Source organism: Nocardioides sp. LML1-1-1.1 (genome assembly GCF_040676175.1).
Taxonomy (GTDB): domain Bacteria; phylum Actinomycetota; class Actinomycetes; order Propionibacteriales; family Nocardioidaceae; genus Nocardioides.
The window spans coordinates 13269-37040 of record NZ_JBEGHK010000006.1; the positions used below are offsets into that span (position 1 = coordinate 13269).

General features: G+C 74.1%; 22 protein-coding genes, 1 tRNA gene and 1 other RNA gene. 15 read left to right on the top strand and 9 right to left on the bottom strand.

Annotation, left to right across the window (positions count from 1 at the left end):
• The first annotated feature begins 5 nt into the window (after positions 1–5).
• The 7 genes from MRBLML1_RS19195 (at position 6) to MRBLML1_RS19225 (ending at position 8170) form a co-directional block, all read left to right on the top strand.
• A complete protein-coding gene (locus tag MRBLML1_RS19195; protein ID WP_364519015.1) occupies positions 6–1403 on the top strand; it encodes a hypothetical protein in 1398 nt (465 codons plus the stop codon).
• A gap of 119 nt (positions 1404–1522) precedes the next feature.
• Positions 1523–1843 (top strand): WXG100 family type VII secretion target, encoded by a 321-nt coding sequence (locus MRBLML1_RS19200; RefSeq protein ID WP_364519017.1) that lies wholly within the window; start codon positions 1523–1525, stop codon positions 1841–1843.
• A 31-nt stretch (positions 1844–1874) separates the two neighbouring features.
• Positions 1875–2171, top strand: coding sequence for a WXG100 family type VII secretion target (locus MRBLML1_RS19205; RefSeq protein ID WP_364519019.1), 297 nt, complete (start codon positions 1875–1877; stop codon positions 2169–2171).
• A gap of 160 nt (positions 2172–2331) precedes the next feature.
• A complete protein-coding gene (gene eccD, locus MRBLML1_RS19210; RefSeq protein WP_364519021.1) occupies positions 2332–3714 on the top strand; it encodes a type VII secretion integral membrane protein EccD in 1383 nt (460 codons plus the stop codon).
• Between the two features lies 1 nt (position 3715).
• Positions 3716–5143 carry a type VII secretion protein EccB gene (gene eccB / locus MRBLML1_RS19215; RefSeq protein WP_364519023.1) on the top strand — a complete coding sequence of 476 codons (1428 nt, stop codon included), beginning with the start codon at positions 3716–3718 and terminating at the stop codon, positions 5141–5143.
• Complete coding sequence (locus MRBLML1_RS19220; protein WP_364519026.1) at positions 5134–6351, top strand: hypothetical protein; 1218 nt, start codon at positions 5134–5136, stop codon at positions 6349–6351. Before eccB ends, MRBLML1_RS19220 begins: the two co-directional genes overlap by 10 nt.
• Positions 6352–6379: 28 nt before the next feature.
• Positions 6380–8170, top strand: coding sequence for an acyl-CoA dehydrogenase (locus MRBLML1_RS19225; protein ID WP_364519028.1), 1791 nt, complete (start codon positions 6380–6382; stop codon positions 8168–8170).
• On the opposite strand, the gene MRBLML1_RS19230 is transcribed toward MRBLML1_RS19225, so the two are convergent.
• The 5 genes from MRBLML1_RS19230 to MRBLML1_RS19250 all read right to left on the bottom strand — a co-directional run bounded on the left by MRBLML1_RS19230 (position 8167) and on the right by MRBLML1_RS19250 (position 13271).
• Positions 8167–8694, bottom strand: coding sequence for a hypothetical protein (locus MRBLML1_RS19230; protein ID WP_364519030.1), 528 nt, complete (start codon positions 8692–8694; stop codon positions 8167–8169). The two genes, MRBLML1_RS19225 and MRBLML1_RS19230, sit on opposite strands and share 4 nt — an antisense overlap.
• On the bottom strand, positions 8691–9452 hold the full coding sequence (locus MRBLML1_RS19235; RefSeq protein ID WP_364519032.1) for a hypothetical protein: 762 nt from the start codon (positions 9450–9452) through the stop codon (positions 8691–8693). Before MRBLML1_RS19235 ends, MRBLML1_RS19230 begins: the two co-directional genes overlap by 4 nt.
• Entirely contained in the window at positions 9449–10462 is a 1014-nt protein-coding gene (locus MRBLML1_RS19240; RefSeq protein WP_364519035.1) for an HTTM domain-containing protein, read from the bottom strand. Before MRBLML1_RS19240 ends, MRBLML1_RS19235 begins: the two co-directional genes overlap by 4 nt.
• Positions 10462–11250 (bottom strand): DUF5819 family protein, encoded by a 789-nt coding sequence (locus MRBLML1_RS19245; protein ID WP_364519037.1) that lies wholly within the window; start codon positions 11248–11250, stop codon positions 10462–10464. Before MRBLML1_RS19245 ends, MRBLML1_RS19240 begins: the two co-directional genes overlap by 1 nt.
• 92 nt (positions 11251–11342) lie before the next feature.
• On the bottom strand, positions 11343–13271 hold the full coding sequence (locus tag MRBLML1_RS19250; RefSeq protein ID WP_364519039.1) for a hypothetical protein: 1929 nt from the start codon (positions 13269–13271) through the stop codon (positions 11343–11345).
• A gap of 246 nt (positions 13272–13517) precedes the next feature.
• On the opposite strand from MRBLML1_RS19250, the gene MRBLML1_RS19255 reads away from it, so the two are divergent.
• The gene (locus MRBLML1_RS19255; protein WP_364519041.1) at positions 13518–14453 is read left to right on the top strand and encodes a helix-turn-helix transcriptional regulator; all 936 of its coding nucleotides are present in this window, start codon (positions 13518–13520) and stop codon (positions 14451–14453) included.
• Positions 14454–14518: 65 nt separating this feature from the next.
• Here MRBLML1_RS19255 and MRBLML1_RS19260 read toward each other — a convergent pair.
• A tRNA-Ser gene (locus MRBLML1_RS19260) sits at positions 14519–14603 on the bottom strand.
• Positions 14604–14717: 114 nt separating this feature from the next.
• On the opposite strand from MRBLML1_RS19260, the gene ffs reads away from it, so the two are divergent.
• The 7 genes from ffs (at position 14718) to MRBLML1_RS19295 (ending at position 21003) form a co-directional block, all read left to right on the top strand.
• Positions 14718–14808: signal recognition particle sRNA small type (gene ffs, locus MRBLML1_RS19265), an RNA gene on the top strand.
• Positions 14809–14865: 57 nt separating this feature from the next.
• On the top strand, positions 14866–16905 hold the full coding sequence (locus MRBLML1_RS19270) for a DNA polymerase III subunit gamma and tau (protein WP_364519043.1): 2040 nt from the start codon (positions 14866–14868) through the stop codon (positions 16903–16905).
• 46 nt (positions 16906–16951) lie between these two features.
• Complete coding sequence (locus MRBLML1_RS19275) at positions 16952–17353, top strand: YbaB/EbfC family nucleoid-associated protein (RefSeq protein ID WP_364519045.1); 402 nt, start codon at positions 16952–16954, stop codon at positions 17351–17353.
• Between the two features lie 8 nt (positions 17354–17361).
• The gene (gene recR / locus MRBLML1_RS19280) at positions 17362–17958 is read left to right on the top strand and encodes a recombination mediator RecR (RefSeq protein WP_364519047.1); all 597 of its coding nucleotides are present in this window, start codon (positions 17362–17364) and stop codon (positions 17956–17958) included.
• Positions 17955–18596, top strand: a complete 642-nt coding sequence (locus MRBLML1_RS19285; RefSeq protein ID WP_364519049.1) for a DUF5063 domain-containing protein — start codon at positions 17955–17957, stop codon at positions 18594–18596. Before recR ends, MRBLML1_RS19285 begins: the two co-directional genes overlap by 4 nt.
• Positions 18597–18676: 80 nt before the next feature.
• Entirely contained in the window at positions 18677–19957 is a 1281-nt protein-coding gene (locus MRBLML1_RS19290; RefSeq protein WP_364519051.1) for an aspartate kinase, read from the top strand.
• The gene (locus MRBLML1_RS19295) at positions 19954–21003 is read left to right on the top strand and encodes an aspartate-semialdehyde dehydrogenase (protein ID WP_364519053.1); all 1050 of its coding nucleotides are present in this window, start codon (positions 19954–19956) and stop codon (positions 21001–21003) included. Before MRBLML1_RS19290 ends, MRBLML1_RS19295 begins: the two co-directional genes overlap by 4 nt.
• Here the strand turns inward: MRBLML1_RS19295 and MRBLML1_RS19300 are convergent.
• Genes MRBLML1_RS19300 through MRBLML1_RS19310 form a run of 3 tightly spaced genes read right to left on the bottom strand, consistent with a single transcriptional unit; the run spans position 20984 to position 23772 of the window.
• The gene (locus MRBLML1_RS19300) at positions 20984–21448 is read right to left on the bottom strand and encodes an MSMEG_6728 family protein (RefSeq protein WP_364519055.1); all 465 of its coding nucleotides are present in this window, start codon (positions 21446–21448) and stop codon (positions 20984–20986) included. The two genes, MRBLML1_RS19295 and MRBLML1_RS19300, sit on opposite strands and share 20 nt — an antisense overlap.
• On the bottom strand, positions 21449–22525 hold the full coding sequence (locus tag MRBLML1_RS19305; protein ID WP_364519057.1) for an NADH:flavin oxidoreductase: 1077 nt from the start codon (positions 22523–22525) through the stop codon (positions 21449–21451).
• Entirely contained in the window at positions 22522–23772 is a 1251-nt protein-coding gene (locus tag MRBLML1_RS19310) for a competence/damage-inducible protein A (protein WP_364519059.1), read from the bottom strand. Before MRBLML1_RS19310 ends, MRBLML1_RS19305 begins: the two co-directional genes overlap by 4 nt.

A 23772-nucleotide genomic window follows, 5' to 3' on the forward strand; every position in this document is an offset into this window, starting at 1 on the left:
GCCCGATGCCCGGTACGACGTCCCGGCCGGCCGCGCCCGGTGCGGTCACCGCGGTGACGGTGCACGGGCCGCGCGGCGTCCTCGACCTGACCGTGCCCGCGGGGGCGACTCTGGCCGACGTGGCCGGTGTCTACGCCGCCGAGGCGGGCCTGCCCGCGCCGCTCCCGCTGGTCACCCGCACGGGCGAGTCGCTGCAGATGACCACGCACATCGACGCCCTGGGCCTGGTGCCGGGCACGGTGCTCGTCGCGATCGACCCCTACGCCCGCAAGGTCCCCCCGCGCACCCGCAGTGGGCCGCGCGACGCCGCCCCGCCGGTCGTGGCGGGGACCGCGTCCGCGACCTGGCTCGCCATCGCCGTCGCGGTGGCGCTGGTCGCCGGCTGGGCGACCGCCCAGCTGCCCGGCGACGAGCGGTGGCCGGCGGTCGCCGTGCTGCTGGTGGCGGCCGTGGTCGGCTGCCTGCCGATCGGCGCCCTCGCCGTGCACCGGGTCGTGGCTGCGCCCGCGTTCGCCGCGGCCGCGGTGCTCGCGATGGTGTGGGACCCGCTGCCCGAGCGGCTCCCGATGGTGCTCGGCGCCGCCGCCCTGGCGGCCGCCGTGACCGCGGCCGTCGGCCGTGCGCTCGCCGAGCCGGGCCACCCGGCGGAGCCGGCGCTGCGCACCTGGCTGTTCGTCGGTGCGGGCTGGTTCGTGCTCGCCGGCGTCGGCGCGCTGACCGGTGCCTCGCCGCAGACCGTGTGGGCGGTGCTCTTCCTGGGCGCCGTGCTGGCGGCGCGCTTCGTGCCGGAGGTCGCGGTCGACGTGCCGGACCAGTACCTGCTCGACCTCGAGCGGCTCGCGGTCACCGCGTGGTCCGCCCGGGAGCGGCCGACCGGCCGGCGGGGCCGGATCGTGGTGTCCGCGGACGCGATCGGCGGGGTGGCCGCACGCGGCACCCGCACGGTGCGGGCGGCGACGACCGCGGTGCTCGTGGTCGTGCTCGTCTCCGCGCCCCTGCTGCTGTGGACCGCGGTGCTGCCGCTCGACCGCACCGGTGCCCGCTGCCTGGTCGGCTTCGGCGGCGCCTCGCTGCTGCTGGCCGCGCGCAGCTACCGTCACGCCGCGGCCCGCCGGCTGCTGCGCGTCGCCGGCGTGCTCGCCCTGGTGCTCGTCGCCGCCGTGGTGCTCGGCGCCGGGCCGGGGGACGCCGCCGGTCCCGGGCTCGTCCGCCTGGTCACGTTCCTGGCGATCGGGGTGGCCGGCGTGCTCGTCCTGGTGGCCGTCCTGGTCGGTCGCGGCTGGCGCTCGGCGTGGTGGTCGCGGCGGGCCGAGATCGCCGAGGCGGTGTGCGGCTCGTTCACCGTCGGCTCGCTCGTCGTGGCCATCGGATTCTTCCGTTACCTGTGGGAACTGACGAGCTGAGGTTTAACCACCTCGGGGGTGCGGGTAGCAAGCACGGCATCGGCTCTAAGGCAGGACTCGGGAGCCAATCCACAGATAGCAACCGCGGGCGGACCCGCCCGACTGACCAAGGAGCAGACATGTCGAATGTCGAGTTCGGCCACGCAGAGGGCGCGCTCAAGCAGATCGCTGAGCGCGTCATCCAGGCCAAGGACGAGTTCAAGAAGCACTCCGACACCCTGGACGGCCAGATCCAGGGCCTGAAGGGCAAGTGGGAGGGCGACGGTGGTCGCGCCTTCACCATCCTCCACCAGGCGTGGACGGAGAAGCACAAGGTCGTCACCACCGCGCTGGACAAGTTCCACGCCGCGCTGACCGAGACCGAGAAGGACAACGTCGCGGTCGACCAGCAGGCCGGCGCCGGCATGAACAACCTGTTCAACAAGCTCGGCTCGATCTGATCTCGGGCCCCAGGAACCAGGAGAAATAGACATGAGCCTCGACGGACTTCGCGTCAACCACAACGAGCTGGACAACGCTGCCCAGCACATGTACGACACGGTGAAGCGGATGGAAGACACCCTCACCAACCTCGAGAACGACATCTCGCCCAAGGTCGCCACCTGGTCGGGTGCCCAGCAGGACGCCTACCGCGTGTCCAAGCAGGCCTGGGACTTCGCGATCAACGAGCTGAAGGACCTGCTGGACCAGAGCCACCAGACGGTCTACCAGTCCAACGCCGAGTACATGGCCGCCGACAAGCGCGGCGCCGGCCGGTTCGAGTTCTGAGCCGAGCCCGACTCGTCCGGGAGGGCCGACGCCGAGCGTCGGCCCTCTCGTCATGTCCGGTCGCCGTGCCGTTCGTCCCGTCCGGGCACGGCAACGGCTACCGTGCGTGCCACGATGGCCCCCGTCGGATCCCCGGCGGACTCTCGGAAGGTGTGAGCAGATGACACAAGCTGGTCGGGCTCCCGCGCCGGTCGCCTCCGGCCTGGTCCGGGTCACCGTCACCTCCGGCACCCGTCGCGTCGACCTGGTGCTGCCCGGTGCGGTGCCGGTCGCCGAGCTCCTTCCCGAGCTGGCCCGCAGCGTCGGCCTGCTCGACCCGGCCACCGTCCACGGCGGCTACCGCGTCGGCACGGCCGACGGTCGCCGCCTGGTCCCCGACACCGGGCTCACCCTGCAGGGCGTCGAGGACGGCGGCCTGCTCACCGTGACGGCCGGGGTGGACGACCCCGCGCCGCGCGTCTACGACGACGTGGTCGAGGCCATGGCCGACGTCGTCGAGAACGACCTCCAGCCCTGGCAGCCGGCCTCCGGCCGTCGTACGGCGCTGCTGGCGGCGGGGCTCTTCCTGCTGCTGGGCGTCGCCGCGCTCCTCGTGCAGCGCGGCTCCGACCTCGCCGCGGCCGCCACCGCCGTGGTCGCCGCCGCCCTGTGCGCCGGGGCGATCGTCCTCTCCCGCGCGCAGCGCGAGCCCGAGGCGGCCGTGGGCGTGGCCTGGCTCGGCGCCGTCTACGCCGCCGCGGCGGGCCTGATGTTCGCCGACCAGGACGGTGGGCTGCTCGGCCAGCCGCTCGCCCTCGCCGGTGCGGGTGCCCTCGCCGCCGGCCTGGTGTGCGTGATCGGGCTGGGCCCGGGGCGCACCCTCGTCTTCCCGCCGGTCGTGGTCGGGGCACTCGCCCTGGCGGCCGGTCTCTACCTCGACTCCGTCGACGACGGCATCGCCCCGGCCGCGCTGCTCACCACGGTGCTCGCCCTGGTGGTGCTGGCCGGGAGCATCTTCCCGTGGCTGGCGCTGGGCGCGACCTCCACCCGCGTCGACCAGCTCTTCAGCGCCGCCGACATCACCTCCGACCCCGAGGACATCGAGCCGGGCCAGGTCCTCGCCGACGCCCGGATCGCCCACGAGATCCTGCTCGCGATCTCCGGCACGGTCGGGCTGCTGCTGGTCCTGATCGCGCCGATCGCGGTCAGCCGGGGCGTGACCGGCACGCTGCTCGCGGTCGACGCGTGCCTGGTCGTCATGCTGCGCACCCGCCAGTACCGCACCGGCAGCGAGGTGCTGACCGGCCTGGTCGCGGGGATCGCCGGCCTCGCGACGACCGCGGTCGCCGTCCTGGCGCTGCACGACGACTGGCGGCCCACCCTCGCGGTGCTGCTGGCCGTCGCCGGTGCCGCCCTGCTCGCCGCGACGCTGACCCCGTCGGTGCCCTCGGTGCGGCGCGGACGGCTCGGCGACGTGCTGGAGGCGGTCGCGCTGATCGCGCTGGTGCCGCTGCTGGTCGTCGCGGTGGGCCTGTTCGAGAAGGTCCACGAGGCGCTGGCCTGAGATGGCGACCAAGAAGGACCTCGTCGAGGCGTACTCGTTCAGCCGGCGCCGGCTGGTCACGGCCTTCGTGTCCGGCGCCCCGGGCGGCCGGGAGGTCGAGCCCGCGCGCCCCGGCCGGATGATCGTCGGCGGCATCGCGCTCGCCGTCCTGCTCATCGCCGGTGCCGCCGTGGCCGGTGCATTGACCAAGCGCCCGCCGCCGGACTGGAACAACCCCGGCCTGGTGACCGACGACCACGGCGCGCTCTACGTGATCCTGGACAGCGAGCAGTCCGCGGGCGAGTCCACCCTGCGCCCAGTCATCAACGTGACCTCGGCGCGGCTGATCCTCGGCTCGGACGTGAAGACGAAGAGCGTCCCCGACAAGGTGCTGGCGACCCGGAAGAAGGGTCCCTCGATCGGCATCCTCGACGCGCCGGCGACCGTGCCGGCCGCCGACCACCTGATCAACTCTGGCTGGGTGGCGTGCACCGCCAACGGCGCCGGCCTGCAGGCCGATGTGCGCCGTCGGCCCTCCGTGGAGCGCGCCGCCGGCACCGGCTTCGTGGTCAAGGCGGAGAAGAGCGGCGTGCGCTGGCTGATCGCCGAGGCCGAGGTGCCCGGGCACCCCACCCGCGCCTACCGCTACCAGCTGCCGCCGCGCAACGACGCCCTCGACACCGACCTCGGGGTCACCACCAGCGACCAGGTGACGGTGCCCGACACCTGGCTGGCGCTGTTCCCCGCTGGCGGCCCGCTGTCCGCCGCCGGGCTCGGCGTCACCGGCTGGGGCACCCCGGTGGCGGGCTACGCCGGGGGCGCCCGGGTCGGCGACTACCTCGAGCGCAACGGCCAGTCCTTCGTGCTGACCCAGCAGGGCTTCGCCCCGCTCACCGACTTCGCGCTCGCCGTCGTGCGCAACACCCGGTTCGCCGCCGGCGTGCCGCGCAAGCTCGAGCCGGCCGCCACCGACCCGGCGTTCAAGGCCGCCGACCGGACCTACGACGCCGCGTCGTGGCCCGAGGAGCCGGTCGACCGGTCGGCCGCGGCCACCGACACGGTGTGCGGCGTGCTGGAGACCGACGAGGGCACCGAGCCGGCCGTGCGCCTGGCGACGGTCCCGGCCGGCGCACCGGTCGACCCCGTCGCGAAGGGCGAGCGCAAGGTCGCGGTCGAGGCCGGCTACGGCGCGCTGGTGCGCTCCGCCGACTTCGGGACCAGCGAGGGCGGCACCGTCGCGCTGGTCGACGACGGCGGGCGCAGCTACTCCCTCGCCGGGGAGGCCGAGGTCGAGAACCTCGGCTACAAGTCGGTCCCGCCGGTCGTCGTACCGGGGTCGTGGGTGCAGCTGTTCACGCCGGGCCCGGACCTGTCGATCCTCGACGCGCTCTGCCCGCCGCGCACGCCGACCCAGGACGCCCGGACCCCGGTCGGGCCGTCGTGCTCGTGAGCCGCGGCGGCCGGGCGCTCGTCGCCGCGCTCGCCCTCGCGGCGGCGCCGATCGTGCTGCCCGGGCCGCCGGCCGCGTTCGCGGCGGAGGACCCGGAGTGCGCCTCGATCGGGCCCGACGACACCGACCGGCGGAAGGTGGCCGGGCCCAACTTCGCCAGCGAGGAGCTGCGGATCCCCGCGGCCACCGCGCTCGCGGCCGCGGCGGGGCGCAAGCCGGGCAAGGGTGTGCGGATCTACCTGGTCGACACCGCTCTCCCGGCCGGCCCGGCGGCGTACGCCGACGCGCCGAGCAACCACGCCCTGGTCGCCGCGGGCATCCTCGCCGGCGGCGCGCAGGAGGACCCGGCGGTCGAGGTCGGCATCGCCCCGGCGGCCGACGTCACGCCGGTGAAGTTCTACGACGCCCCGGACGGCCAGGCCAAGGACGGCGAGAAGCCACCCACGCCGGAGGGGCTCACCAGCGCGCTCGGGCGGATCACGGTGAAGCCGCGCGACCGCGCCATCGTGCTGATCCCGGCCGCGGTCCGCGGCACGGCGGCGCTGGAGGCGCAGCTCGACCGGCTGCACGCCGAGGGTGCCCTCCTCATCGCGCCGGTGGGTGACCGGCCGCAGGCCAAGACCGGTTTCCTGCAGGACTACGCCGGCAAGCCGCGCGCCGGCGAGGACGCCGCCGCCGACGTCTGGCCCGCCGCCGACGAGGACGTGGTCGCGGTCGGCATCTCCACGCCCGGCGCCGCCGGTGTCGCGCTGCGCAGCTCCGGCGTGGACCTGGCCGCCCCCGGCGTCGGCTCGATCTCGATCGGCCTCCAGGGCGGGTGGTGCCTGGTCGCCGACCCGTCGTCCGCGTGGGCGGCCGCCCCAGGTCGCCGGCGTCGCCGCGCTGGTCTGGTCGGTGCACAGCGGCGACAGCGCCGACCAGCTCCGTGCCCGGCTGGAGGGCACCGCCAGCGGCAACGGGGACGCCAGCCCGCTGACGGGTCACGGCGTCGTCCAGGCGGTCGAGGCGATCCAGCGACCCGCGGAGGCGCTGGCCGACGAGAGCCGCGGCACCACCGCCGTACGCCGAGGCGAGGTGCCGCCCGAACGGGCCGACCTGCTCGCCGGCACTCGCAAGGACGCGGTCTGGTGGGGCCTGGCGGGTGGCGGCGCGCTCGTCGTGCTGCTGGTGCTGCGCCCGGTGCTCGCCCGCCGCCGGCGCTGACGTGAATGCTACGGCGGAGTAGTATTCAGGCTCGTGACCTCGAACCTGCTGTCCGCCCGCAACCTGTCGTTCCTGCTGCACGAGTGGCTCGACGTCACCGCGCTCACCGAGCGTGAGCGCTTCGCCGAGCACTCGAGGGAGACCTTCGACGCGCTGCTGGAGCTGAGCGAGCAGCTCGCCACCGACCACTTCGCGCCGCACTTCCGCGCCAGCGACGAGCAGGAGCCCTCCTTCGACGGCACCACCGTCACGGTGCTGCCGGCGATCGGCGACGCGCTGCGCCGGTTCGCCGAGATGGACGGCTTCGCGCTCGGCGCGGACGCCGAGGCCGGCGGTCTCCAGCTGCCCTCGACCGTCGGCACGGCCGCGGCCACCTGGTTCACCGCCGCCAACATCGGCACCATCTGCTACGCCTTCCTCACCCAGGCCAACGCCGCCCTGCTCCACGAGCACGGATCCGAGGAGCTGCGGGCCCGTTTCGTCCCGCCGATGCTGGCGGGTCGCTGGTTCGGCACGATGGCGATGTCGGAGGCGCACGCCGGCAGCTCGCTCGGTGACATCACCACGCGCGCCGTCCCGGACGGCGACGCCTACCGGATCACCGGCACCAAGATGTGGATCTCCGGGGGCGACCACGAGCTCGCCGAGAACATCGTGCACCTCGTCCTCGCCCGCCTCCCCGAGGCGCCGGCCGGCACCCGGGGGATCTCGCTGTTCGTGGTGCCGAAGTTCCTCGTCGACGCCGACGGTGCCCTCGGCGAGCGCAACGACGTCGCGATCACCGGGATCAACCACAAGCTGGGCTCGCGCGGCACGGTCAACACCGCACCGGTCTTCGGCAGCGGCGCGTTCACGCCGGGTGGGGCGCCCGGTGCCGTCGGCTACCTCGTGGGCGAGCCGCACAAGGGCCTGAAGTACATGTTCCACATGATGAACGCCGCCCGGCTCGGGGTCGGCACCGCCGCCACCGGCACGGCGTACGCCGCCTACCTCAAGTCCCTCGCCTACGCCCGTGAGCGCCCGCAGGGCCGGGCGGTCGGCGCCGACGGCGCGAGTGCCCAGGTGCCGATCATCGAGCACACCGACGTGCGCCGCATGCTGCTCGCCCAGAAGTCCTACGTCGAGGGCGCGCTCGCGCTGACCCTCTACTGCTCCCGGTTGCTCGACGACGAGCGGACCGCGCCCACCGAGGAGGAGCGCGCCGAGGCGGCCAAGCTGCTCGGCGTGCTCACCCCGATCGTGAAGTCCTGGCCCTCGCAGTGGGGCCAGGAGAGCACCTCGCTCGCGATCCAGGTGCTCGGCGGCGCCGGGTACACCCGCGACCACGACGTCGAGCAGCACTGGCGCGACCAGCGGCTCAACCCGATCCACGAGGGCACCCACGGCATCCAGGCGATGGACCTGCTCGGCCGCAAGGTGCTGCTCGACGGCGGTGCCGGGCTGATGGCCCTGGCCGCGCGGATCGAGGCCACCATCACCCGGGCGCGGGCGGCCGGCGGCGAGCCCGCGGACGCCGCGGACCGGTTGAAGGCACAGCTCGACCGGTTCGGCGAGGTGACCCTGGGGCTCGCCGGCCTGGGGGAGCCCGAGAAGGTGCTGGCCAACGCGACGACGTACCTGGAGGCGGCGGGGCACCTCGTCGTGGCCTGGCTCTGGCTGGAGCAGGCGCTCGTCGCGGGCACGCAGGCCGGGGACTTCTACGACGGCAAGCGCCAGGCCGCGGCGTACTTCCTGCGCACCGAGCTGCCGAAGATCACGCCCATGCTGGACCTGCTCGCCGCCGGCGACCTGACCGCGCTGGAGATGCGCGACGCCTGGTTCTAGGCGCCGCCGAGACCGAACAGACCGGGGTCCAGGTCGCAGCGCTCGCGCAGGTTGGCGGTGGCCGGCGCGAGCTGGTGCGTCATCGCCGCGGACAGCACCGACAGGTCGCGCAGCACCACCTGGCTGGTGAGCTGCTGACCCCCGGCGCGGTAGGTGCGTCGCGCGCGGTCGGCGGCCGTCGCCAGCCGTTGCCAGGCGTCGCGCGAGCTCGCCGTGTCGCTCTGCCGGGCCAGCCGCGCGAAGGTCGCCGCCACGACGTCGAGGCGCTGGCCGAAGCGAACGGGGTCGACGGAGGCGGTCTTCTGGTCCAGGCCGTAGTCGGTGCGGGAGTACGCCGCCAGGAGCCGGACCGTCTCGCAGTAGTCCTGCCCGGTCCGCGGGTCCGCGGCCTCCGGCGCGGTGCTGGACGGCGACCGGCTCGGCGCCGACCCGGTGGGCGCCGGATCGTCCTGACGCCCACAGCCGGTGGTGAGGGCGAGCAGCGCGAGCGCGGCGACGAGGACGGAGCGGGCGCGGGAGGTCATGGGCGCAGGGCTTCCTTCTGGAGGACGTCGTCGGCGTCCGGCGCGACGAGCGCGACCGGTGCGTCCAAGACGGTGAGGTGGGAACGGCTGACCGGGCGGTCGCCGTGGAAGACGGTGATGCTGGTCAGTCGCGCACGGCCGTGCGGCGCCACCACGCCGGCCTCGACGAGGGTCGCTCCGACGCGGACCCGCAGCACCCGCCGGCCACCCCGGTCGACCTCCTGCACCTCGCCCGCCCCGGCCTTGCGCAGCCACTCCAGCAGTGCGCCGGGGTCGAAGAGCTGCTCGACCTGACGGATCTGCGCGGACCGGGCCACGACCCACTTGCCCTCGGCCCGGGCGGCGGACGCGGCGGTGTAGCCCAGCCCGGTCCAGAAGCCGGCCGGCGCACGGGTCCAGGTCAGGTCGCCGATGCGCCGCATCACGATGGTGCGGCCGTGCCAGGGCACATGGGCCTCGAAGTTCCCCGACCTGCCGTCGCTCGTCGCGCTCGACGGCGCCCCGGCCCCGGTGAGGTCCTCGGTCCGGAAGCGGATGGCAGGCGCCGACTCGACGGCCGACCGGGCGGCGTCCAGCAACGCGGCGGCGTCGTCGCCCGTCGAGGGCGTGGGCGACGGGGTGGCCGCGGGCATGCTCGCCGCGGCGGCCGGCCGGCTCGCCGCCGGCCGCGGCGGCTCGGACGTGTCGGTGGAGCAGGCCGTGAGGCCCACCAGGCACGCCGCGACGAGGGCACCGCCGGCCGTCGTACGGGTGCTCATCGGGGTGGTCTCGCCAGCCGGGCGCGGACCTGCCGGTCGAGCGCGGACCAGGTGGCCGTGCTGACGAAGATGCCGTCGAAGCCCACCATCGCCAGGGAGAACCAGGGCAGCCCCATCGTCACCGCGATGCCCGCGTGCAGGAGCACCACCAGGACCAGGGCGATGCGCCGTGTGGTGCGGTTGAGCAGCAGGACGGGGAAGAACAGCTGCAGGTAGACCGCCAGGTACGTGCCGACGAACACGCCGAGCCAGCTCGAGGTCGCGAGGTCGTTGAGGAGCGGGAAGACGCGGTACTCGTCGAGGTTGAGCGGGTAGTGGATCGCGGTGCCGTACTTCCAGCTGCCGCCGTTGACCTTGTACATGCCGGCGGCGACGTAGACGATCACCAGCTGGCAGGCGAGGCCGACGACGGCGAGGTTGTGGACGACGACACCGGCCGGACGCAGGGCCTCGCGCAGCCCGCGGGCGGACGCCGGCAGCCACCAGGTGTTCGCCCCTGGGTGGAGGCGCTCGCGGCGCGCGTCGAGGGACCACACCCCGGCGTTGTCGGTGAGCAGCAGCCACAGCAGCCCGACGCGCAGGATGTTGTCGCCCTGGTCGCCGACGAGGGGGTTGGCCTCCACCACCTGGAACATGCCCAGCCACAGCAGCGGGCCGGTCAGCCGGACGTGCCAGCCCAGCGCGAACGCGACACCGACGGCGACGGTGGCCAGGTAGAACACGGTGTACGCCGTCGGCGACAGCGCGTCGGTCATCCCCGCCCACCCCGCCGAGGAGGCGGACGTGGGCTGGGCGGGGTCGCGGTAGGGCGCCACCCAGTCCGAGGCCGGGCCGAACAGGATGCTGCGGTGGGAGAAGTTCGTGACCAGGATGCCGACCATCGTGGTCGCGGCGAGGACGCGGCTGGCCGCGACGCCGTACGGCGCCAGACGCTGGCGGGTCAGCCGGTCCTCCCAGCCCGCGACGCTCTCGCGGGCCCGGCTCACCGCTTCCGGGAAGGTCGTCGCCATCACTCGATGCCCAGCTGGTCGGCGTAGCCCCGGAAGGCGTCCAGCGCCTCGGCGGGCACCACGGGCACCGGGCGCCACGGACTGATGAGGCGGTACGGCGAGCGCACCTGGCGGGTCCGCGCGCCGGCGTTGGGGCGGGGGACCGTCAGCGCGTAGGTGCGGAACTGGATCGCCGTCAGCCGATCGCCCCAGCGCACCCGCGCCAGGGCGCCGACGAAGCGCTCCAGGGAGGTCTCGGTGCGCAGGTACGCCCCGGCCGCGGTGGTCTCGGCGGGTGTGGTCGCGGCGTCCCGCAGGCGTGCGCCGAGCAGGGACAGCGGCACGTCCTGCCGGGCCGTCCCGGCGACCTCCTTCTGGCGGGCCGAGAGCTCTGCCCACGCCGACTGGAGCTGGCCGGCGAGGCGGGTCGACATCAGGGTCGTGCGGGAGGGGAAGGGGTGCAGGCGCACCTGCGGCGCGACCTCCTTGGCCGTCACCTCCATCCAGCCCGTCTCCGTCGTACCGGCATCGGTGGTGAGGGCGCCGCGGACCTCGACGAGGTCGTAGCGGAAGTCCGCCTCGGGGGCGAACACCGACCACGCCTGGTCGAACAGCGGCTCGACGTACCCGCCCAGGCGGTCCGCCCCGATCTCGGTGCGGGCGATGTTCGACGGCCCGACCCACAGGGCGACCACCAGCGAGTGCCCGAGCACCGCCGCCAGGCCGCCCCACAGCAGCACGCGTACGCCGAGCGCCGGGCCCCGGACGTCCTCCGGACGTCGCCGCGCCGTGATCCGCGGCATCAGCATCGCCGTCTCCTCGCCTCGTTCGACGGTGCGAGGGCGTGCGTCGCGCGCACGCCCTCGCACCGGGGACACCCCGCCCCCTCCGGGTGTCGCGGTCAGGCCTTGCGGCGCAGCACGGCGCCACCGGTGACGACGCCGCCGAGCAGCAGCAGGCCGAGCCCGGCAGCCATCCAGCCGATCGAGAAGCCGCCGGTGTTCGGCAGCTTGCCGGCGCTGTAGCCACCCGCCGAGCCGCCTCCGTCGCTCGGGCCGGAGGTGTTGCCCGACGTGTTGCCGGAGGTGTTGCCGGACGCGTTGCCGGACACGGCTCCGTCGGGTGAGCCTGCGCCGTCGGTGCTCGCGTCGGTGCTCGCGTCGGTGCTGGAGTCCGGGTCGGTCGCGTCGGTCTCACCGGGACCAGGTGCGCTCGGGTCCGTCGAGTCCGGGTCCGTGGCGGTCGGGTCCGTTGCGGTGGGGTCGGTGGCCGTGGGGTCGGTGGCGGTGGGGTCGGTGGCCGTGGGGTCCGTTGCGGTCGGGTCGGTGGCCGTGGGGTCGGTTGCGGTCGGGTCGGTGGCGGTCGGGTCCGTGGCGGTCGGGTCGGTCGCCGTGGGGTCGGTGGCCGTGGGGTCGGTCGCGGTCGGGTCGGTGGCGGTCGGGTCGGTTGCGGTCGGGTCGGTGGCGGTCGGGTCGGTCGCGGTCGGGTCCGTGGCCGTGGGGTCGGTCGCGGTCGGGTCGGTCGCGGTCGGGTCGGTGGCCGTGGGGTCGGTGGCAGTGGGGTCGGTCGCGGTCGGGTCCGTGGCGGTCGGGTCCGTAGCCGTGGGGTCCGTGGCCGTGGGGTCCGTGGCGGTCGGGTCCGTGCTGGTCGACTCGCAGTTCAGGCCACCGGCCGGTGCCTTGGCGTCCACCTCGCCGCGCATGACGCCCAGCTCGGCCGAGCCGAGGCCGTTCGGCGCGATGATCGGCACGGGCAGCAGCGACAGGTTGGCGTTGAGGCCGTTCAGCGAGCCGTGGGCCCACGTGCCGTCGGGGGACTGCTGGATGTCGCTGACGCCCTCGTAGGAGATCTCGCCGTCGACGAGGGTGCGCAGCGTGGTGCCCAGCGGGCCACCCGCGTTGTCGAAGATCTCACCGAGCTCGATCGAGGCGCCCGGCTCCAGCGCGACCGACCAGGCTCCGGCGTTGACCGTCATGTCGGGCAGCTCGGAGACGGTCAGCTTGGCCCCGGTCGGCGAGCCGTTGGCGGTGGCCACCATCGTGGCGCTGTCGGCCGTGCCGCCGGCGTCGCCGCCCCACGAGACGTCCACGAAGCCGTCGAAGAGGTGCACGTCGGCGAAGTCCCAGGTCGCCTCGGACCGGACCGCCAGCCCGGTCGCGCACGCGGCGGGGTCCGGCGCGAGCGTCACCTCGCTGGTGTTCTGGCCGAGCTCGGCGCTGGCGAGGGGGAGCGGGAGGCCCGGCACGGTGACCGGGAGGGTCCCGAGGAGCTCCAGGTTGGAGACGTTGGAGTCGGAGTAGGCCAGGCGACCGCCGGTGCTGAGCACGCCCGGGCTCCAGTTGGAGTCGGCGACCCCGGTGACGGCGGTCAGCTTGCCGACCGGGCTGAGGTCGACGTCGCCGAAGTCCTGGTTGACCGCGGGCGCGTCCACGATGGTGGTCGAGGCCGACTGAGCGGTGATCGGCTGGACGTTGAGACCCGTGAAGCCCGCGCCGAGCGGCGCGGACCGGCCGTAGGAGCGCGAGGTCGGGTCCGTGGCGACCTGACCAGGAACAGCGAGGTCGCCGGTCCCCGTGCCGGCGTACGACGACAGGCCGCCGCTGTCGGCGACCGCGATCGCCTCGCCGATGTTGGCGCGCGCGTTGATGGTGTCGAGGATCTCCGGCCCGACGAAGGCGGAGTAGTTCCGGACCCAGCCGCTGAACTGCTGGTCCCCGGCATCGGCGTCGGCGCCCTCGGGGGAGAGCAGCAGGAAGGTGGTGGACGAGGCGAGTGCGGTCAGCGCGGCGACAGCTCGCCGACGCCTCGCACGCATGAGGTGCGTCTTCATGGATTCCCTTGTCTGGCGGTGCACCACGCGACTGTGGCGCCTGGTGCACCAGCAAAGGGTCGGGGCTCTCTGGCCGCCGCTGCCTCGGCGCGAACCGTCCCGAAAGCCGCGCGAACTTCCCGCGATCGGCCGTTGTGCGCACCGGATGGGACAGATTGCGCACCGAAGCCCCTCGAATTCTCGATTCGGCCGCGGAACAGGCAAGGTCACCCCAGCGATCAGTGCAATGTGACATGGGAGCGAGACATGTTCGTGGCTTCACTCGGGAGAAGCGACGTCCAGGCGGCAGAGGGAGCGAGCAGGGCGATCGGCATCCGGCCGAGCGCCGTGCCGCTGCTGTGGGCGACGGAACGTTCGGACGTGGTCAGGGGTGGGCGGGGGCTGGTCCAGCCCGGTGCCTTCGAGGTCGCCTGCCGCGAGCGCGACGAGGCGCAGGTGCTGGTCGGCATGGCCGCCTCCACCCTGTGGGTGCCGCGGATCGGCGGCCGCGTGGAGGTGCCGCCGCGCAGCGTGTGGGTGGCCTCGTCGCCGCAGCCGTTGACGATGATCGCCGAGGAGTACGCCGACCTCCGGGTCGCCTCCGTGCGCGCCGACCTGCTGCCGCCGGTGACGACCTGGTCGGCACCGGTCGTCCTGGACAACCGGACGGGCGTCGTCGTCCGGGCGGGACTCGAGCTGGTCACGCCGGACTGGATCGACGCGGGCTCGGTCCTCGTGGGCGACCTCTCCGCGCACGACTTCCGTCGGCTGGTACGCCTCGCCGACCCGCCTGGCCCGCCGCCGCTGAACCACCACGACCGCGCGGCGGCGTTCCTGCTGCAGGTGCGCTGGGCGCTGCGCACGTCCTCGGCCGCCGAGGCGACGACCTCGCGCCGCGACCAGGCCGAGCGACACATCGCCGACCACCTGGGAGAGCCCTCCCTCGACACCGACAGCATCGCGACCGCGCTCGGGATGTCGCGCCGCAGCCTGCAGAAGCTCTTCGAGGACGCCGGCGGGGTCGCCGCCTACATCCGCCGCCGCCGCCTGGAGTCGGCCGTCGCGCTGCTCTCCTCCCCCCACCGCCCCGGCGTCGACGAGGTCGCCCGCCGTTCGGGCTTCAGCAACCGGCGCGCCCTCGAGCGGGCGATGCGCAAGGTCGTCGAGCAGACGCCCGCCGAGCTGCGCCGCCGCGCGCAGTAGCCCGCTACGACAGCCCCGTACGACGAACGGCGCCGACCCGCGTGGGTCGGCGCCGTTCGCACCGGCGGAGGTAGGGGGATTCGAACCCCCGAGGGCGTTAACCCAACACGGATTCCAGCCGTGCGCCATAGGCCACTAGGCGATACCTCCGCGGAGGAGGTTACCGGTCGGTGACCGGCACCCGGAAATCGCCTGGCTCGCCGGTGGCCGGGCAGGGCGGGCCCGGAGTTCGGGTGGCCGCCGGACATCCTCTAGAGTGAGGCCAACCCCCCGTGCGGCGGCATCTCGCCCAACTCCCCCAGGGCCGGAAGGCAGCAAGGGTAAGTGAGCTCTGTCGGGTGCGCGGGGGGCCTCTTGTCTTTTGCCGACCTCCCGGCTGTCGGGTGTCGGGGGCGCTGGTTAGTGTTCAGGGGTGGACTCCCCGCTCGCGCTCTACCGCCGCTACCGGCCCGAGACCTTCGCCGAGGTCATCGGCCAGGAGCACGTGACCGAGCCGCTGCGGGCGGCGCTCGCGGGCAACCGGGTCAACCACGCCTACCTCTTCTCCGGCCCGCGCGGCTGCGGCAAGACGACCAGCGCCCGGATCCTGGCGCGGGCACTCAACTGCGAGAAGGCTCCGGTCTCCGACCCCTGCGGGGAGTGCGAGAGCTGCCGTGACCTGGCCCGCAACGGCCCGGGCTCGATCGACGTGATCGAGATCGACGCGGCCTCGCACGGTGGGGTGGACGACGCGCGCGACCTGCGGGAGAAGGCCTTCTTCGCGCCGGTGAAGAGCCGCTACAAGGTCTACATCATCGACGAGGCGCACATGGTGACGACGCAGGGCTTCAACGCCCTGCTCAAGCTGGTGGAGGAGCCGCCGCCGCACCTGCGCTTCATCTTCGCGACCACCGAGCCGGAGAAGGTCATCCCGACCATCCGCTCGCGCACCCACCACTACCCGTTCCGGCTGATCCCGCCGCGGCTGCTGACGACCTACCTCACCGAGCTCTGCGACCGCGAGGGTGTCTCCATCGAGCCCGCCGCGCTGCCCCTGGTCGTGCGGGCCGGTGCCGGCTCGGCGCGCGACACCCTGTCGGTCCTCGACCAGCTGCTCGGTGGAGCCGGTGCCCAGGGGGTGACCTACGACCTGGCGAGCGGGCTGCTCGGCTACACCCCCGACACCCTCCTCGACGACGTCGTCTCGGCGTTCGCGAGCGGCGACGGCTCGGCCGTCTTCGGGGTCGTCGACAAGGTGATCGAGACCGGCCAGGACCCGCGCCGGTTCACCGAGGACCTGCTGCGCCGGCTGCGCGACCTGGTGATCATCTCCGCGGTCCCCGACGCCGCGGCCTCCGGTCTGCTCGACGTCTCCGGCGACCAGGCCGACCGGCTGGTCGCCCAGGCCACGAGCTTCGGCCGCGGTGAGCTGACCCGGGCCGCCGACCTGGTCGCGGCCGGGCTCACCGACATGCGCGGAGCGACCGCGCCGCGGCTGCTGCTCGAGCTGATCTGCGCCCGGATCCTGCTGCCGGCCGCCGACCACACCACCGAGGGGGTGCTCGCCCGGCTCGACCGCCTGGAGCGTCGCGCCGCCATCAGCGGTACGACGTCCGCGGAGTCCGCCGCGCCCGTCGCCCCCGCCGCGCCGGCCCAGGACCGCCCGGGCCCGTCACGGGCCGAGCGGGCCGCGCCCGAGCGGGTCGAGGACCGGCCGGCCCCGCAGCGGGCGCCGCAGCCCGAGCCGGCCGCGCCCCTCGCGCCGGAGCCGGTGGTGCAGGTCGAGCCGGAGCCCGAGCCGATCGCGGTGATCCCCGAGCCTCCCCAGCCGGTCGCCCCCGCCCCCACGCCGCAGCCGGCGCCCGCGTCGCAGCCGGCGAGCGGGCTCACCCTGGTCGACGTACGCCGCCTGTGGCCCTCGGTCATCGACCGGGTCAAGGCCGTCAAGCGGGTGACCTGGATCCACCTCACCCAGAACGCCCAGGTGGTGAGCCTGGACGGCACCGTGCTGGCGCTGGGCTTCCAGGCCGACGGGCCGCGCCGGTCCTTCGAGTCCGGTGGGCACGCCGAGATCGTGCAGCAGGCCGTCGTCGACGAGATCGGCATCGAGGTCCGCATCGACGCGATCATCGATCCCTCGGCCGACCCGAACGCCCGGCCGCCGGCCCCGGCCGCCGCGGCTCCTGAGCCGGCTCCGGCCCCGCGCGCCGAGCCCGCGGCTCCCGCCCCGTCCGACGACCCGCCGCCGTGGGCGGTGCCGGGCGAGGAGGCCGCGCCGGCCGAGCCCACGCCGCGGCGCCCGCGGATGGCCGACATCCAGGCGCGCGAGGACGAGCGCGCGGAGGAGCCGCCGGTCGACCCCGACGCCCACGTCGACCTCGACGACGCCGAGGTCGACGCCGAGTCCAGCGCCGAGCTGCTCGCCCGTGAGCTGGGTGCGCAGATGATCGAGGAGATCCCGCGCGGCGGCTGAGCCGCGCCGGATCCCGCCCCACCCGACCGCCAGAGAAGAGACGACCATGAGCCAGAACCCGTTCGACGCACTCGCCGGTGGTGGCGGCCTCGACCTGGGCGCCCTGCTGCAGCAGGCCCAGCAGATGCAGGAGCAGCTCCAGGACGCCCAGGCGCGCCTCGCTGAGGCGACCGTCGAGGGCACGGTCGCCGGTGGCGCCGTCACGGTCACGCTCACCGGCTCCGGTGAGCTGACCGGGGTCACCATCACCCCCGCCGCGCTCGACAGCACCGACCCGGACGCGCTCGCCGACCTGGGCGACCTGGTCGTCGCCGCCTTCCGCGACGCCCGCACCAAGGCCGACGCCCTGGCCGAGCAGACCCTCGGCCCGCTGGCCGGCGGGATGCCCGACCTGGGCGGCATGCCGGGGCTGGGCGGGCCGGGTGCGCCCGGCCAGCTCGGCTTCTAGGTCCCGCGATGTACGAAGGCGTCGTCCAGGACCTCATCGACGAGCTCGGCCGCCTGCCGGGCGTGGGGCCCAAGAGCGCCCAGCGGATCGCCTTCCACCTGCTGCAGGCCGACCCGGTCGACGTACGACGGCTGGCGGAGGTGCTGGTCGAGGTCAAGGACAAGGTGAAGTTCTGCTCGATCTGCTTCAACGTCGCCGAGGACGACCAGTGCCGGATCTGCCGTGACCCGCGCCGGGACCCGGCGGTGCTGTGCGTGGTGGAGGAGTACAAGGACGTCGTGGCGATCGAGCGGACCCGTGAGTTCCGCGGCCGCTACCACGTGCTGGGCGGGGCGATCTCGCCCATCGACGGCATCGGGCCCGAGCAGCTGCACATCCGCGAGCTGCTCACCCGGCTGGGCGACGGCGCGGTCACCGAGGTGATCCTGGCGACCGACCCGAACCTCGAGGGCGAGGCCACCGCGACGTACCTCACCCGGATGCTGGGGCCCCTGGGCTTGCGCGTGACGCGTTTGGCCAGTGGACTTCCGGTGGGAGGAGACCTGGAGTACGCCGACGAGGTCACTCTCGGACGGGCATTCGTGGGAAGGCAGGCAGCAACATGAGCGACAACACCACCGAGCAGCTCCCGGGTCTCGCGGCCCTGGAGGCGCTGATCGCGGTCGAGACGGAGACGGTACGCTTCGCCGACGACATCGCGGCGTCGGTCCGCTCGTTCCTCGACGGGCTGCGCGTGGTCGCGGCGGAGGCGACGGGCGGCCAGGCGGTCTCCCTGCTGCTGCTCCAGATCAGCCAGATCGCGCTGACCGGGGCGCGGCTGGGCGTGCACCGCGACTTCGCGCCGCGCGAGGAGTACCAGCCCGACGACGGCCCGGACCCCGACGACATCGACGAGCTGCGGCTGCAGCTCGCCGGGCTGCTGGGCGACCTGGACACCTACTCCTCGGTGTTCGACCCCTACCAGCCCGAGGTCATCGAGGGCCTGATCTCCGACGACCTCACCAGCATCGCGGCCGACCTCGCCGTCGGCGTGCGCCACTACGAGGCGGGCGACGTCGAGGAGGCGCTGTGGTGGTGGCAGTTCTCCTACGTCTCCTCGTGGGGATCGCTGGCCGGCGCGACGATGAAGGCGCTGCTCTCGGTGGTCGCGCACGACCGGCTCGACGTGGACCTGGACACGACCCAGGAGCTGGAGCTGCTGCAGGCGGCGTCCGCGGTGCTGGACAGCGGCGAAAACGGCTAGCCCCCGCCCGTAGAATCGCCGCATGGCCCCGACGTGGCAGGGGCCGTGTCCCTTCCCCGTCAGCCAGGAGTGAGTCCCTCGTGGGCATTGTCGTGCAGAAGTACGGCGGCTCGTCGGTCGCCGATGCCGCCGGGATCAAGCGCGTCGCGCAGCGCATCGTCAACACGAAGAAGGCCGGCCACGAGGTGGTCGTCGTCGTCTCCGCGATGGGCGACACGACGGATGAGCTGATCGACCTCGCCAACGAGGTCTCCCCGCTCCCACCGGCGCGCGAGCTCGACATGCTGCTGACGGCGGGCGAGCGGATCTCGATGGCCGTCCTGGCGATGGCGATCCAGAACCTCGGCCACGAGGCCCGCTCGTTCACCGGCTCCCAGGCCGGCGTGATCACCGACGCCGCGCACGGCAAGGCGAAGATCATCGACGTCACGCCCGGCCGGATCGAGTCCGCGCTCGGCGAGGGCGCGATCGCGATCGTCGCCGGCTTCCAGGGCGTCTCGCAGACCACGAAGGACATCACCACGCTGGGTCGCGGCGGCTCGGACACCACCGCCGTCGCGCTGGCGGTCGCGCTGCGCGCCGAGGTGTGCGAGATCTACTCCGACGTGGACGGCATCTTCACCGCCGACCCGCGCATCGAGCCGCACGCCCGCAAGGTCCCGCGGATCTCCTACGAGGAGACCCTCGAGATGGCCGCGCAGGGCGCCAAGATCCTGCACCTGCGGTGCGTCGAGTACGCCCGCCGCTACGACATGCCCATCCACGTCCGGTCCTCCTTCTCCGAGAAGGAGGGCACCTGGGTCGTCAAGGCCGAGGACGTCGTTTCGGAGGAGAGCCCCATGGAAGCCGCGATCATCACCGGTGTCGCGCACGACCGCAGCCAGGCCAAGATCACCGTGGTCGGAGTCCCGGACAAGCCGGGCGAGGCCGCGTCGATCTTCCGCGCCGTCGCCGAGGCGCAGATCAACATCGACATGATCGTGCAGAACGTCTCGGCCGCCGCGACGAGCCTCACCGACATCTCCTTCACCCTGCCCGCCGGCGAGAGCCAGACCGCGATGACGGCGCTCTCGAAGCTGCAGGAGTCGGTCGGCTTCGAGTCGCTGCTCTACGACGACAGCGTCGGCAAGGTCTCCATCGTGGGCGCCGGCATGAGCTCCTCGCCGGGCATCTCCGCGCGCTTCTTCGAGGCGCTCTCGGAGGCCGGGGTCAACATCGAGATGATCTCCACCTCGGAGATCCGCGTCTCGGTCGTCGTGGCCGAGACCCAGGTGGAGGCGGCCGTCAACGCCGCGCACGCCGCCTTCGACCTCGGCTCCGACGAGATCGAGGCCGTCGTCTACGGAGGGACCGGCCGATGAGCTCCGCTGTCAACATCGGCGTCGTCGGTGCGACCGGCCAGGTCGGCGTCGCCATGCGCCAGATCCTGCTGGAGCGCGACTTCCCGGTCGGGGAGATCCGGTTCTTCTCCTCCGCGCGCTCGGCCGGCAAGGTGCTCGCCTTCGGCGACCGCGAGGTCGTCGTCGAGGACGCCGAGACCGCCGACCCGACCGGGCTCGACATCGCCCTCTTCTCCGCCGGCGCCACCGCCTCGCGCGCACTGGTGCCCCGTTTCGTCGACGCCGGCGTGATCGTCGTCGACAACTCCTCCGCCTTCCGCAAGGACCCGGCGATCCCGCTGGTCGTCTCCGAGGTCAACCCCGAGGCCGCCGCCGAGGTGATCGCCGCGGGTCGCGGGATCATCGCGAACCCCAACTGCACCACGATGGCGGCCATGCCCGTGCTCAAGCCGTTGCACGAGGAGGCCGGGCTGGTGCGGCTGATCGCCTCGACGTACCAGGCCGTCTCGGGCTCGGGCATCGCCGGCGTCGAGGAGCTCGCCACCGGTGTCGCCGCGGCCGGCGACAAGGCCAAGGAGCTCGCCTACGACGGCGAGGCGGTCGCCTTCCCCGAGCCGGGTGTCTACAAGGAGACCATCGCCTACAACGTGCTGCCGTTCGCCGGCAACCTCGTCGACGACGGCCTCAACGAGACCGACGAGGAGCAGAAGCTCCGCAACGAGTCGCGCAAGATCCTCGGCCTGCCGGACCTGCGGGTCTCCGGGATCTGCGTGCGGGTGCCGGTGTTCACCGGCCACTCGCTGGCGATCAACGCCGAGTTCGAGCGGGCGCTGACCCCGGAGCGGGCGCGTGAGCTGCTCGCCACCGCGCCGGGCGTCGAGCTCGCCGACATCCCGAACCCGCTCGCGGCGGCGGGCAAGGACCCGTCGTACGTCGGCCGGCTCCGTCAGGACCCGGGCGTCGACGGCGACCGGGGCCTCGCGCTCTTCGTCTCCAACGACAACCTGCGCAAGGGTGCGGCGCTCAACACCGTGCAGATCGCGGAGCTCATCGCTTCGTCGCGCTGACCGGCCACACGTACGGCAGGTCGTCCGGCACGCCGGGGAAGAGCGGTCCGTAGAAGTCCGGGTCCTTGCGCAGCAGCGCCGACTGGTGGCTGCGGTGCAGCGCCTCGTCGCCCCACCAGGGCGGCAGCGCGCCCGCGGCGACCAGCTCGGCCTCGCTGCGCACCGCGGCGACGCCCGCGGCGCGGAGGTCGGTGGTCATCGTCGCGGCACACGTGTCCGGGTGGTCCTGCTCCACCCAGACCGCGCAGCAGGTGAGACCGTAGCGGCCCAGCGCCTCCTCGAAGCCGCGCCACATGAGCACGGCCGGGTGGTGCTGCGAGCCGTAGCCGGCGACGGTGAGCGCACGGACGATCTGCAGCGTCTCGACCCGCTGCTTGCCCAGCCGCTTGGTGTCGAGCACCCGGGCGGAGCGCTCGAAGGAGGGCAGCGGGACGAACGTCTGCACTCAGGCGACCAGGTCGTCCCAGCCGGCGGCGAGGTAGTCGATGAACCGCGGGCCGACGTGCTCCTCGCGGAGGACGTCGCGCGGGACCGGACGCTCGCGGACCCGGAAGTCGGGGTCGGCCAGCGCCTGCGCCGCGAAGTCGTGGTGCAGGATCGCGCCGGTGCCGACGGTCACCACGTCCGCGCCCTGCTCCAGGCACCACTGGGCGTCGGCCGCCGAGGACACCCGGCCGGCCACGCCGAGCGCGGCACCGTGCCGCGGCAGGTCGGTGAAGTGCTCGATCAGCAGGCCCTCGTGGCCCTCGCCGCGCGGCTCCATGAAGACGTCCCACAGCGACATGTCGAGGTAGTCGAGGTGGCCCGTGGCGAGCACGCGGCGGGCCGTCTCGCGGCCCTCGGGCAGGGTGATCCCGTTGCCCTCGGGCGTGAGCCGGAGGCCGAGCTGGAAGTCCGGCCCGGTGCTCTGTCGGATGCCCTCGACGACCTCCAGCAGCATCCGGACCCTGTTGTCGAAGTCGCCGCCGTAGCGGTCCTCGCGGTGGTTGGAGCGGGCGTCGAGGAACTGCCCGATCAGGTAGCCGTGCGCGCCGTGCACCTCCACCCCGTCGAAGCCCGCTCGCTCCGCGCGGACGGCGGCCTGCACGAACTCCTCGACGACCCGCTCGACCCCGCTCGTGCTGAGCGCGGCCGCGTCCTTGTCCGGCTGGTCCCACGGGCACTCGTTGGGCCCGCCGTGCAGGCTGGGGTCGGAGCGCCGGCCGCCGTGGTGGAGCTGGACCGAGGAGCGGGTGCCGGTCTCGCGCAGGCCGTCCGCGAGCCGCCGCAGGCCGGGCAGGTGGGCGTCGTCGGCGATGCCGAGCTGACCCGCCCAGGCCCGTCCCGCGGGGCTGACCCACGCGGCGCAGGTCATGGTCAGGCCGAAGCCGCCGCGCCCACGCGCGACCAGCCAGGCGTACTCGTCCTCGCCCAGGGTCCCGTCCGGGTTGCTCTGGATGTTCGTGAGCGGCGCCAGCGCGAAGCGGTTGGCCCAGGCGGGGCCGTGCGGCAGCTGGATCGGGTCGGCGAGGGAGGTCGTCACCCCTCCATGGTGCCCGGCCGCTCCAGGACGGTCCGCACCAGGTGCAGGGCGGCGACGACGGTACGGCGGCGTACGACGCTCCGGTCCCCGCGCAGCCGCAGCTCGCGGTGGTGGGTGCCGTCGTCGGCGGCGACCGCGAGGTGGACCAGCCCCACCGGCTTCTCCGCGCTGCCGCCACCGGGGCCGGCGATGCCGGTGACCCCGACGCCGATGGTCGTGCCCAGGCGCTCGCGGGCGCCGCGGGCCATCGCCTCGGCGACCTCCTGGCTCACCGCGCCGTGCTGCTCGACCAGGCCGGCCGGCACGCCGAGCTCGGTCGTCTTGGCGGCGTTCGCATAGGTCACGAACCCGCCGGCGAGGTACGCCGACGAGCCCGCCCGGTCCGCCAGCCGCCCCGCCAGCAGGCCGGCCGTGCAGGACTCCGCCGTCGCGATCGTGGCCCGGCGGGCGAGCAGCAGGCCGGCGACCACCTCGTCGAGGTCGCGACCGTCGTCGGCGTACACCTGCGGGCCGAAGCCGTCGCGCAGCGCCTGGTGCAGCCTCTCGTAGGCCTCGGCGGCGCCGGGACGGTAGCGGGTGACCACCTCGAGCTCGCCGTCGCGGACGCAGGTGGTGACCTCCAGGCCGGCGTCCGCCAAGGAGCCGTGCGCCTGCTCGTGGGCGCGGAGCAGGGCTGCGAGCTCGGGCTCCCGGGGGCCCCAGATCCGGACCTCGGCCTGGCGCAGCTCCTCCGCGCGGGCCAGCACCGCGCGCACCGCGTCGGTGGCGAGGGCGGAGGGCCACATCGGCTGCAGCTCACCCGGCGGGCCGGGGAGCACCACGACCGGGGCGCCGGGGCCGGGGACGACCAGCCCGGGCGCCGTACCGATCGGTGGGAGGACGGTCGCCCCCTCGGGCACCAGGGCCTGCTTGCGCGCGGCGTCGGGGTCGGCGGTGCGCCTGCCGATCTGCTCCGCCAGGTCGGCATCGAGGCGCAGCGTGCGGCCCTGGACCTGTGCGACCACCTCCGCGGTGAGGTCGTCCGCGGTCGGGCCGAGGCCACCGCTGGTGAGCACGAGGTCGTGGTCGGCCAGCTGGAAGCGCAGCGCCGCCGCGAGGTCCGTCCGCCGGTCGCCGACCACCACCGTGCGCCCGACGTCGACGCCGAGCTCGCGCAGCCGCTCCGCGAGCCACGGCCCGTTGCGGTCGACGACGCGGCCGGTCAGCACCTCCGTGCCGGTGACGACGATCCCCGCGCGGGCGCCCAC